This window comes from Flavobacterium sp. (genome assembly GCF_040379285.1).
Lineage (GTDB): Bacteria > Bacteroidota > Bacteroidia > Flavobacteriales > Flavobacteriaceae > Flavobacterium.
Genome location: NZ_JBEILJ010000015.1, coordinates 16,654 through 28,662 on the forward strand (window position 1 = coordinate 16,654; position 12,009 = coordinate 28,662).

Here is a 12,009-nt window from a genome sequence, read left to right on the forward strand (position 1 = left end):
AAATTAGAAAAAACGAGCATGCCAACTTTCAGTGGCGGGGACTTCCCAATGGGATTGCCACTCTTCTACTGTATTTACCAAATTATTAAATACAATGGTGTTGGGACCTACCGATTTTTCTTTGACCATTCTTTTGAAATCAAGCAAGGTTTTGTGCGTAATAAATTCTCCCTGACGGAAGGTGACATTCATTTTATCCAACAAATCAATTTGAAAATGTTGTTCAATTTGTTGAATCAAAGCCACGGAAGCATCTATAGAACAGCCCGTTGGCGCTTGCACAGACGTATTTACTGCCAAAACAATGAATCGCTGATAAACGACTTTAAACGAAGCTTCCAAAGCCGTACCGTGAGCCGACCATTGGTCTACAAAATGCAGCAATAACTGCTCGATTTCGGTCACTTCTTCCTCCGAAAGTTTGCGATTGGCGGGGTAAATCCATATTCGGGATTCCTCGGGTAATTGTTCAAAAGGAATGTACATATATTCTTCTTTTAGGGCCGTGGTGGGATCACGTTAAATTTTATTGAAACATCGATTTGTTGGGTTTTTGTGAAAAATTGAAGGGTGAAAAATAGGGCTCACCATAAAATTTATCGACTTTGTTACTTACAAATCTTGGGCGTTGGCTATTAACTCAGCAATATCCAATACTTTGACTTCACTTTCTTTCTCGAAATGCTTTACGCCATCGGTCATCATGGTATTGCAGAAAGGACAACCCGCAGCAATCACTTCTGGCTTGGTCTCCAAAGCATCTTCGGTGCGTTCAATATTGACGTCTTTGTTTCCTTGTTCAGGTTCTTTAAACATTTGAGCACCACCGGCGCCACAGCATAAACCGTTGGCACGCGAACGTTTCATTTCGACCAATTCGGCATCTAATTTTTCAATTAAAGCCCGAGGCGCCTCATACACATTATTGGCGCGACCCAAGTAACAAGGGTCGTGAAATGTAATGCGTTTTCCTTTATAGGTACCTCCTTCAATTTTTAATCGTCCTTCATCCAATAAGGATTTGAGAAATTGGGTGTGGTGAATAACTTCATATTGTCCCCCCAATTCAGGATATTCATTTTTCAGCGTATTGAAACAATGGGGACAAGCGGTAACGATTTTTTTTGCCTCATACGCATTCAAAACCTGAATATTCATCATGGCTTGCATTTGAAACAAAAACTCATTCCCTGCGCGCTTCGCTGGATCGCCTGTACAGGATTCTTCCGTACCCAAAACCGCGAAGGAGACCTTGGCTTGATTTAAAATTTTGACAAAAGCTTTGGTAATTCGTTTGGCACGATCGTCAAAGCTCCCAGCGCAACCCACCCAAAAAACTACTTCAGGTTGTTGTCCTTGCGCCATCATCTCGGCCATTGTCGGTACATTTAAAATTTCAGCCATAGTTCAATTCGTTTGAAAATATTCTAACTATTCATGTTTCCCATCGTCAAAAACTTGGATGGTGACTTCTTTTTCAATTAAATCGGTAAACTTCCCACGGTATCGGGTCGCTTTTACCAAGTGGTTATCAATCCAGTGGTAGTTTCCTCCACGGGGTTTCCCAAATAAAATTCCGTGGTACTTGAAACCGTGTTGTTTTAACCAGGTTTCGGTATACGCACGATGCGCTTCGGTACGGGAGGTAAAGAAAAAAATCACATGACCTTCGTCGTACCATTTGTTGAGCGTAATCAAGGCATCGGGATAAACTTCTGCAGTCAACATACGCTCGGGTTCTTCATTCGGAATGTCATCGCAAATGGTTCCATCAATATCGATGAGGTAATTTTTGATACCTTCCGGTAAAATAGGGCTAAGGTGCTGTCCATTTTCAGTAACAGACTGTAAAGACTTTTCAATGTCTTCTGATTTCATGATTTCAAATTTTTGATTAGTTGCATTTTTTCCGTTCCATTCCCGCCCTCACATTAGGAATAGTTCGGATATTGTTTGATGCCTTGCATCGCGTTACTCACTTTTCCAATTCAAACGATCCATCTGGTTGTATTGCCATGGAGCGCCGTTGTTTTCAATATTCGTCATCATTGCGTTGAGCGATTGTGGTGCGGCACTTTGCTCCATGACCAAATAGCGCCGCATGTCCATGATGATTGATAACGGACTTATATTTACGGGGCACTCTTCTACACAAGCATTGCAAGAAGTACAAGCCCAAAGTTCTTCGGTGGTGATATAATCATTCAACAACGATTTGTTATCGGGAATAAATACCCCTTTGTTGGTATCGATGTTACGACTTACTTCTTCCAAACGATCGCGGGTATCCATCATGATTTTTCGGGGAGACAATTTTTTACCCGTTTGATTCGCTGGACAAGAAGAGGTACAACGTCCACATTCGGTGCAGGTATAGGCATTCAGCAACTGTACCCAGTTCAAATCCATGACATCGCTCGCACCAAATTTTGCAGGAACCGCATCGGTTGTAGCTGGAGCAGCAAAAGGATCGGCATTGGGATCCATCATCAATTGCACTTCACGGGTAACGCTCTCCAGATTATCAATCTTACCTTTAGCATTCAGATCTGCATAATAGGTATTGGGGAAAGCCAACAAAATGTGTAAATGTTTGGAGTAGTATAAATAGTTTAAGAAAATCAAAATACCTACAATGTGCATCCACCAGAATGTTCGCTCCAACAACACTACCGTACCTTCATTTATTCCGTCGAAAATGGGACTGATAAAATGACTTACCGGAAACGAGCCTGCACTGACATAATGCGAAACGCCTGCTTGTTGCAACCAAAAATCGGAAGCATTCATCAACAGGAACAGCGACATTAATACAATTTCAAAATACAAGATAATATTGGCGTCACCTCTCGGTTTTCCATTCAAATCTGTACTCGCAAATCGCCCGAGCTTCAGTACATTTCGTCGTGCCCAAAACACCACCACAGCAACTAAAACGAGCACTGCCAATACTTCAAAAGAACCGATTAGGAAACTATAAAATCCGCCCATAAAGGCAAATACACGGTGGGTTCCAAAGAGTCCGTCGATAACAATCTCGAGCATTTCAATGTTGATGATCACAAAACCCACGTAAACCAAAATGTGCATGATTCCCGAAACAGGGCGTTTCACCATTTTGGACTGTCCCAAGGCTATCATCAACATGTTGTTCCAGCGCGCTTTAGGATTATCGGTTCGATTGACCGCTTGTCCTAATTTGATGTTATGCATTAACTTTTTGACATTGATCGCAAAATACCCCACGCCAATGGCCAGTACAACCGTAAAGAAAATATTATCCAAATATTCCATCGTCTCTTATTTTTTTATCGTATCGGCCACAGGAGCCACATACGGTTTATTTTTTTTACCAAAAAGGGACACGTTTACATAACGCGTCGGATTTAAACGTAAATCTTGCAACAACAATTCCAATTCTTTGGACGTTTTCGTGAAATTAGCATATAATTGCTCATCTTTCATTAATTTACCCATTGTCCCTTTACCCGCTTCCATTTGTTGCAAAAGAAGATTGACATTTTTAAGGGTTTCATCCAATTTAGCCACGGTTTCTGTCCAATTCGCTTTGGCTAAATCCTCAGAGATTTTAACAAAGTTAGCCGAAGCTTTATCCGCATTGGCGAGCGTTCCTTTAATGTTTTTTTGGTTTTCTGCCAACATTGCATTGGTTAGTGCCCCTGCTTTTTGAAATTCGATTAGCATTGCATCAAGGTGGGCCAAACTTTGACGTAAATTTTCTTTGGTCGAAGCGTCCATAACTTGATTAATGTTTTCCATCATCGCATTGGTGTTGTCTAATAACTTCAACACTTTAACCTTCAACGGTTCAATTTGACGGGCAATTTCTTCGGTAAGACCCAATTTCGTTGCCGCAACTAACTGTCCTCCATCGGGCACTAAATTCCCAGAAGTAGCGGGTATAATTGCAATTTGTTTTCCCCCAATCGGACTCGGAGCATAGATTTCGGCTATGCTTCCCTCTTTGATGGGAAAATCGGTGTTGATTTGCAATTCCACTGTGATTTTTGCCGTATCATTGTCTAAAGTCACTGCACTCACTTTTCCGATAGTCAACCCATTGATAGTAACAGCGGCCGATTTTTCTAAACCTTCCACATTATCATAAACTACATATAAAACGCGTTGTTTACTCAGTATATCTTTCCCCTTCAAAAAGCTGTAGCCCCATATAAAAAGTAGTATGGAGGCAATGACGAGTATGGCAGTTTTTAGTTCCCGTGTTAGTTTCAAAATCTACTATTTTTAAGCTGCAAATTTATAATTTTATTTCATAGCTTCTTGCACCGAAACGCTCTTTCCGTCTTTAAATGCAATTACAAATGCTTGGGTATATCCTTTGGATTTTGCTTCTTGCAATAACTTTTTGGCTTCTTCATAATTGGCCGTTTGTCCATAGGTGTATTTGTACATTCCCGCAGGGGTTTGCGTCACTTCAATATTTTTCAACCCATTAAAATTAGACGGAACCGTTTCCAATTTCTTGGCACTTGCTGAGATTTGAACTTTAAAAACAACCCCTTTTGTGACAGGTTTATCCACCATTTTTGGTTCTGTTTTCTTAATAACGGTGTCTTTTTTGGAGGGCGATGGCGGCACAGGCAATTCCTCTACCCGTTGGGAAGGTTTTACGGAATCGGAATTATCTTCCCCGTCAAAATGATCCTTTTTATAACTTAGAATCGCTTTGTAAATCGCCTCTGCAATTTCATTTTGTCCTTCTTCTGAATCCAATCGCGCGCCTTCAACCGGATTGGAAACAAATCCCGTTTCAATCAACACTCGAGGCATATAGGCTTTGTGTAACACCATGTAAGGGGCTTGTTTTACGCCACCACCACGGCTTTTTTTACCTAACATTTTCACGAAATTATCCTGAATTTTTGCCGCAAGAGCGATACTATTCTCCAAAAACTCTTCTTGCATTAGCATCATGCCTAGCATTGTTTCGGGTTTTCGCGGATCGTATCCTTCGTACTTTTGTTTGTAATCCTTTTCTAGGGTAATTACTGCGTTCTCCCGTTTGGCCGCTTCCAAGTTAGAAGCATTTTTGGACATACCCATCACATACGTTTCGGTACCATCGGCTGCGGGATTCTTATTTGCATTACAGTGGATTGACACGAATATACTAGCGTCTGCACGGTTGGCAATGTTTGCGCGTTCAATCAAATCAATAAACACATCTGTTTTTCGGGTGTAAATCACCTCAATACCATTGTGTTTCTCCAACAATTTTCCTACTTTGAGTACAATTGCCAAATTGATATTTTTCTCTATATGTCCATTATAAACGGCTCCAAAATCGTGTTCGCCATGCCCTGCATCAAGGGCTACTTTAAATTTTGACGTTTGTGCCACCAGTCCACTAAGGGTTAAACTAAAACAAAAAAATACCAATATCGCTCTCGCAAAGGGTTGACTCATAATTCTAATCGTTAATTTAAATTAAATCCGTAAAGGGATAAAATAATTTATTAGCTATTTTTGACGAAATAATATGTAAGTTTGCCCGTCAAAAATCGGACCACATTTTTACAAAAATAGTATTAATCCTGTTGCGTACCAAGATATTTTATATCGTTTTATTAGCCGTTTTCCTAACATTGGGGATCTCAAGCAGCTATAGTCAGGTAACTACTTCAAATTCATCGACTCCCAACGAAAAATTAATCAAAGTTACCCCAACCGATTCGAATCTTAAAAGCAAGAAGTACCTGGAAAGTATCGTCGAATATTACGGAAAATCCTATGTAAAGTTTGACCAAAAAAAGCAAATCATCACCATGATGGATGAGGCTGTTTTGAAGTACATGGATTACGAATTGAAGGCGGGAATTATTGTTTTTGATTATAAAAATGATGAAGTATATGCCGGTCGTTTGAAAGATACTGCGGGAAATTACATTCAATATCCCGTTTTCAAACAAGGTGCTACAGTGGTTGAACCCGACTCGATTCGGTTTAATTTTAAAACCAAAAAAGCCAAAGTTTGGAATTCGCGCACCAAACAACAAGAATTAAACATCCTCGCTGAAATCTCCAAAAAAGAAAATGATTCGGTGTATTTTATGAAGGGAGCGCGGTTTACGACTTCTGAAAATGTGGAAGATCCTGAGTACTATTTTTTGGCCCGAAAGGTAAAATTTGTTCCCAATAAAAAAGTTGTGGTGGGATTTACCAACATGTACATTTATAATGTCCCCACTCCTATTGCGGTGCCTTTTGCCTTTTTCCCGATTACAACTAAAGCCCGCTCTGGAATTATCATTCCTGCCTATGGACAAAGTAATTCCCGTGGCTTCTTTTTACAAAATGGAGGATACTACTTTGCTTTAAGTGACCATTATGATTTGGCTTTGTTGGGTGATTATTTCACCAACGGAAGTTATGCTTTACGGGCCGAGACCAATTATGCCAAACGGTATCATTTTAACGGTACGTTTAATTTGCGTTTTGAAAATCAAATCTCCGGTGAACGCGGATTTCCGGGGTATGCCAAACAGAACATATACAACATTCAGTGGAACCACTCGAAAGATGCCAAATCAAATCCAAGTTCACGGTTTTCAGCTTCGGTCAACTTGGGAAGTAGCCGCTATTTTCAACAATCATTAAATATTAACAACTTGGGTTCGCAGTTGAACAACACCTTGAGTTCGTCGATTACGTATTCCAAAACGTTCAATACCGAACCGCAAATAAACATTACAGCTTCTGCAACGCATACCCAAAACAACCAAACGCAACAAATTGACATGACCTTGCCCACGTTACAGGGAAGTGTGGACCGAATTTTTCCTTTTGCTCCTAAAAGTGGTGTCAAAAAAGGTATTATTCAGAACATCAACTTTCAATACAATGTCAACGGACGAAATCAATTTCGAGTTCAAGAAGAATTTTTCTTCCGAAAAGAAATGTTTGACACGGCACAAATCGGTATGCAACATTCGATACCGCTACAAACAAATTTCAAGTTGTTTCAGTTTTTTAGCGTGACTACATCCCTCAATTACAATGAAGTTTGGGTCAACAAAACCATTCGTAAAGGCTACGATGCAGCAGCCGATGAAGTAGTTACCACTCAAGTTAGCGGGATTGATGCCTTTCGAACCTATTCCATCAATAATTCTGTGGGAACCACTATTTATGGAAATTTTAAATTTAAAGGCGAGGGTCGTCTCAAAGCCATTCGCCATACCATCCGACCCACGCTGACTCACTCGTATACCCCCGGATTTGATCAATATTTTGACAATTATGTTTCCAATAGTGCGGGAACGGTATTGCGGTATACCCGATTTGAAAGTGGCATTTATGGTGCTCCTTCCAATGCATTGTCAAACGCCTTAGATTTATCCATTGTAAATGTTTTGGAAGCAAAAGTTCGCGACCGGGATACTACCAAGACGGAATTAAAAAAAATATTTTTATTGAACAATCTTACGGTAGGTACGCGCTATAATTTTGCAGCACCTACTTTTCGTTTGGGAACGTTCAATATGACTGGAGGTACTTCATTGTTTAAAGAAAAAATGAGTGTCAATTTCGCAGCTGTATTTGACCCCTACCAATTGAATGAGTCCAATGTTCGGGTCGAAAAATTTGTTTGGGACAATGGAGGCTTTTTGCGCATGACAAGTGCCAATGTAACCATTAATTACACCTTCAACAGCACGGGTGAGGCACCTAAAGAAAATGTGCAAGGGTTGCGCAACGGAGGACGCGCAGACAATTTGTTTGGGGCCAATGAAGAAATCAATCGTATGGAGGATAAAGAGGAAAAAGAGGATACCTTTGCGGGCTTTTACAAGTCGATTATTCCCTGGGATATTAACTTAGCTTACGCCCTTACCTATGCCAATGATCGCGGTCAAAATGAGATTGTTGGAAATTCGCTAATGATTGCAGCCAATACTACCCTAACCTCCAAATGGACTTTGGGAGTTTCAACAGGGTATGACTTCAAGAATAATGGTATTGTCGCCACGAACTTACGCATCAACAGAGACTTAGACAGTTGGAGTATGAACTTCAATTGGAGTCCTTTTGGCTTGAATCAATTCTGGGGCTTTTTCATCGGAATCAAGTCAGGGATGTTGAGTGACATCAAGTGGGATAAAAATTCACAACCGGACCGAACCTTACGTTAATATGAAAAAAATCATTTTTACAGAAAACGCTCCTGCTCCTATTGGCCCTTATAATCAAGCGGTGTTGGTAGGCAATACACTTTATACTTCAGGGCAAATTGCGCTTCACCCCGCATCAGGCGAATTAGTCCTCAAGGATATCGAAACAGAGACCCAACAAGTTATGGAAAACATGAAAGCCGTTTTGGCTGCTGCGGAAATGGATTTTTCACACGTGGTAAAAACTACCATTTTCATCATGAATATGGGAGATTTTGCGCGTATCAATGCTGTGTATGGGCGTTATTTTGACGAAAAAACAGCGCCTGCTCGAGAAACCGTTCAAGTCGCTTGTTTGCCCAAAAATGTCAATGTGGAAATCTCCATGATTGCCATCAAATAACATTATTTCCGTAACGTTTCAACCAATCGTTTTGCTGTAGCTTCATTGGTGGCAAGGGGAACATTATGAACGTCGCAAATGCGAATAAGCATGTTGATATCGGCTTCATGTGCGTGACTGGATGCAGGGTCTTTAAAAAACAGCACCATTTGTGTTTTCCCCTCGGCGACACGAGCAGCAATTTGTGCATCACCCCCCATGGGTCCCGACAAATAGCGTTTCACCTTGAATCCAGCTGCCATTGCTTTACTTCCTGTAGTTCCCGTAGCAATGATTTTGACACCTTCTTGTTGCAATAAGGCTTTGTTTTCGTTTAAAAACTGAACCATATCGGCTTTCTTCCCGTCGTGGGCAATAATGGCAATTTCCATAGGTATTTTTTTTGCATAAAAAAACTCCAAATAAATGGAGTTTTAAAGTGAATTGTTATTTGTTTAAAATGTGATAGGCAATTAATCCGTCAATAGGGCGTCGCAAAACATTTCCAATTTGAATATTGTAACGACTTAAAATGGCGGTGAGTTCTTCTTTTAAATAGAAGGCGATTGAACCTACAAAGTGAACCGGAATTGAGGTATGTTGCGGGTATTGCTTGATATAATTTTCAACAAAATCAACCATTTCCATCTCAATATACTTTTGACAGAACGGGTGATCTTTATGTTTGATTAAAAACTTAGCAAATGTAGCCAAATACGCATTCGGATTGGGTTCTTTGTACAAATTATGTTTGATATAATCAGGATCAACATTGTACTCTTCTTCAAAATCTAATGCCAATTCTTTGGGCATTTTGTTAAAATAGTACCCGCGAATCAAATGGCGTCCAAAACGATTCCCAGAACAGTCGTCCATAGCGATATAACCTAGGGATTGCACTTTTTGATGCAAGACTTTACCATCAAAATAGCTGCAATTTGACCCTGTTCCCAAGATGCATACAATGGCTTCTTCATCTTTGGGAGTGGTTGCATAAACGGCGGCATAGGTATCTTCATAAACCGACACGATGGCTTGGGTAAAGTATTCTTGAAAAACCTCCGTTAAAAAATCTTTCATACGGTCGGTGCCACAGCCAGCACCATAAAAGTACAAATGAGTGGCTTTGTCTTTGTTGTGGGAAATGTCGAACTTATCATCTAAACGATCTATAATTTCGGCCTTGTCCAAAACTTCAGGATTTAATCCCAACGATTGTGTAGTAAACAAAACTTTACCACTTTCATCAATAGCAATCCAATCGGCTTTGGTTGATCCACTATCTACTAATAATTTCATAGGTTTGGGTTTGGTTAGTCACAAAAAATCCCGAAAGGTTTATCACGCAAACACTTTCGGGATTTTATATTTATAGCGCAGCAATATGTACTGCTAAATCAATCAACTTGCTAGAGTATCCGTATTCATTATCATACCAAGACACCAATTTGAAGAAGGTCGAATTCAATCCGATACCCGCTTTCGCATCAACTACCGATGTACGTGCATCGCCAACAAAATCCTGCGATACCACATCATCTTCAGTAAAACCAAGGATGCCTTTCATTTCATTTTCAGAAGCTTTCTTCAAGACCGCCATGATTTCCTCATACGAAGTTTCTTTGGCTACTTTTACAGTCAAATCGACAACTGAAACGTCTACCGTTGGAACACGGAACGACATTCCGGTAAGCTTACCATTCAACGAAGGAATGACTTTTCCAACCGCTTTGGCCGCACCTGTCGACGAAGGAATAATGTTTACACTAGCTGCACGTCCTCCGCGCCAATCTTTACGTGAGGGTCCGTCAGCAGTCATTTGTGTTGACGTTGTCGCGTGTACAGTCGTCATTAACCCTTCGACAATACCGAAATTGTCATGAATTACTTTGGCTAAAGGTGCCAAGCAGTTGGTTGTACAGGAAGCATTTGAAACCACCAAATCGGTAGATTTAACTTCTGTATGGTTTACGCCCATAACAAACATGGGAGCATCGGCTGAAGGTGCTGAAATGATTACTTTTTTGGCGCCCCCTTTCAAGTGCGCACTCGCCGTTTCTACCGTAGTAAAGAATCCGGTACATTCCGCAACAACATCGACCCCTAATTCATCCCACTGAATAAACGCAGGATCCTTTTGCGCAGTTACACGAATATACTTATCGTTGACATACAATTTTCCGTCTCTTACGTCCACCGTTCCATTGAAACGTCCGTGTACTGAGTCATATTTTAACAAATACGCCAAATGATCAACATCTAAAAGATCGTTGATGGCTACAACTTCTACATTATCTCTATTATAGGTTTCTCTAAAAACGATACGACCAATACGACCGAAACCGTTTATTCCCAATTTCACTTTAGACATTTTCTCTTTATTTATGATTTAAACTTGATTATTTACAACTTAGATTGTCATGATATCGGACACGCGTACCAATTCCAAATCGATTTCGGTATGTCCCTTAATCGCTTGATCCAAAGGGGTGAGCGCTACTTTATCGTTGAGTAAGCCAACCATGAAATTGGACTTGCCTTCCAAAAGTGATTCGACTGCTTTTACTCCTAATCGCGAGGCAAGTACCCGGTCAAAACAAGAAGGTGAACCGCCGCGTTGCATGTGTCCTAGTACAGATACTCGAACATCATATTCGGGCATGTTTTGTTCGACATAATCTTTTAATTCAAAGACATTTTTACCGATTTTATCGCCTTCCGCTACCACTACGATAGAAGAAGATTTGCCCGATAATTTACTGCGTCGTAATGATTCGAGCAGACGCTCCAATCCCAAATCTTCTTCGGGAATAAGAATTTCTTCGGCACCCGCACCGATTCCCGCATTTAAAGCAATATGACCGGCATCACGGCCCATTACTTCCACAAAAAATAAACGGTTGTGGGAACTGGCTGTATCGCGAATTTTGTCAATTACTTCGACTACGGTATTTAATGCTGTATCGTAACCTAGCGTGTGACTGGTTCCGAAAATATCGTTATCAATCGTACCTGGAATTCCGATCACAGGAATTTTATATTCTTTATTAAAAACTTCAGCCCCTGTAAACGAACCGTCTCCCCCGATGACAACCAAAGCTTCAATTCCCGCTTCTTTCAAATTTTCATACGCTTTGGCTCTCCCCTCAACCGTCATAAATTCTTTGGAACGGGCCGACTTCAAAATTGTACCGCCTTTGTTAACGATATTGTGCACCGAACGCGGTCCCATTTCTTTAAAATCGCCTTCAATCATTCCTTGATAACCGCGGTAAATCCCCATACAATCTACATTGTAATAGGCACAAGCACGCACTACCGAGCGAATGGCTGCATTCATTCCAGGGGAGTCACCTCCGGAAGTTAGCACTCCAATCTTTTTTAATCTTTTTGACATAATCCTCACTTTAATATTGTAAAATTAGCAAACCTACAGGATATAGAATAGTAGGTTTTTACCGATTTCACAAAATC

12 protein-coding genes are annotated in these 12,009 nt (G+C 40.5%); 2 read left to right on the top strand and 10 right to left on the bottom strand.

The window, feature by feature from the left end:
• Positions 1–3: 3 nt before the first annotated feature.
• The 6 genes from ABWO12_RS05015 to ABWO12_RS05040 all read right to left on the bottom strand — a co-directional run bounded on the left by ABWO12_RS05015 (position 4) and on the right by ABWO12_RS05040 (position 5,448).
• Entirely contained in the window at positions 4–486 is a 483-nt protein-coding gene (locus tag ABWO12_RS05015; protein ID WP_353087688.1) for an ABC transporter ATPase, read from the bottom strand.
• Positions 487–612: 126 nt separating this feature from the next.
• The gene (locus ABWO12_RS05020; protein ID WP_353087689.1) at positions 613–1,404 is read right to left on the bottom strand and encodes a (Fe-S)-binding protein; all 792 of its coding nucleotides are present in this window, start codon (positions 1,402–1,404) and stop codon (positions 613–615) included.
• 27 nt (positions 1,405–1,431) lie between these two features.
• Positions 1,432–1,878, bottom strand: coding sequence for an LNS2 domain-containing protein (locus ABWO12_RS05025; protein ID WP_073362337.1), 447 nt, complete (start codon positions 1,876–1,878; stop codon positions 1,432–1,434).
• A 93-nt stretch (positions 1,879–1,971) separates the two neighbouring features.
• The gene (locus tag ABWO12_RS05030; RefSeq protein WP_353087690.1) at positions 1,972–3,294 is read right to left on the bottom strand and encodes a 4Fe-4S dicluster domain-containing protein; all 1,323 of its coding nucleotides are present in this window, start codon (positions 3,292–3,294) and stop codon (positions 1,972–1,974) included.
• A gap of 6 nt (positions 3,295–3,300) precedes the next feature.
• Positions 3,301–4,254, bottom strand: coding sequence for an MlaD family protein (locus ABWO12_RS05035; protein WP_353087691.1), 954 nt, complete (start codon positions 4,252–4,254; stop codon positions 3,301–3,303).
• A gap of 33 nt (positions 4,255–4,287) precedes the next feature.
• Positions 4,288–5,448 (bottom strand): N-acetylmuramoyl-L-alanine amidase family protein, encoded by a 1,161-nt coding sequence (locus tag ABWO12_RS05040; protein WP_353087692.1) that lies wholly within the window; start codon positions 5,446–5,448, stop codon positions 4,288–4,290.
• 131 nt (positions 5,449–5,579) lie between these two features.
• On the opposite strand from ABWO12_RS05040, the gene ABWO12_RS05045 reads away from it, so the two are divergent.
• Both ABWO12_RS05045 and ABWO12_RS05050 read left to right on the top strand, forming a co-directional pair.
• A complete protein-coding gene (locus tag ABWO12_RS05045; protein WP_353087693.1) occupies positions 5,580–8,174 on the top strand; it encodes a putative LPS assembly protein LptD in 2,595 nt (864 codons plus the stop codon).
• Position 8,175: 1 nt separating this feature from the next.
• Positions 8,176–8,556 carry a RidA family protein gene (locus ABWO12_RS05050; protein ID WP_353087694.1) on the top strand — a complete coding sequence of 127 codons (381 nt, stop codon included), beginning with the start codon at positions 8,176–8,178 and terminating at the stop codon, positions 8,554–8,556.
• A gap of 2 nt (positions 8,557–8,558) precedes the next feature.
• Here ABWO12_RS05050 and ABWO12_RS05055 read toward each other — a convergent pair whose 3' ends face one another.
• The 4 genes from ABWO12_RS05055 to pfkA form a co-directional block, all read right to left on the bottom strand.
• Entirely contained in the window at positions 8,559–8,927 is a 369-nt protein-coding gene (locus ABWO12_RS05055) for a methylglyoxal synthase (protein WP_353087695.1), read from the bottom strand.
• Between the two features lie 55 nt (positions 8,928–8,982).
• The gene (locus ABWO12_RS05060) at positions 8,983–9,834 is read right to left on the bottom strand and encodes an N-acetylglucosamine kinase (RefSeq protein WP_353087696.1); all 852 of its coding nucleotides are present in this window, start codon (positions 9,832–9,834) and stop codon (positions 8,983–8,985) included.
• A gap of 70 nt (positions 9,835–9,904) precedes the next feature.
• On the bottom strand, positions 9,905–10,906 hold the full coding sequence (gene gap, locus ABWO12_RS05065) for a type I glyceraldehyde-3-phosphate dehydrogenase (RefSeq protein WP_353087697.1): 1,002 nt from the start codon (positions 10,904–10,906) through the stop codon (positions 9,905–9,907).
• Between the two features lie 39 nt (positions 10,907–10,945).
• Entirely contained in the window at positions 10,946–11,932 is a 987-nt protein-coding gene (pfkA, locus tag ABWO12_RS05070; RefSeq protein WP_353087698.1) for a 6-phosphofructokinase, read from the bottom strand.
• Positions 11,933–12,009: the final 77 nt, after the last annotated feature.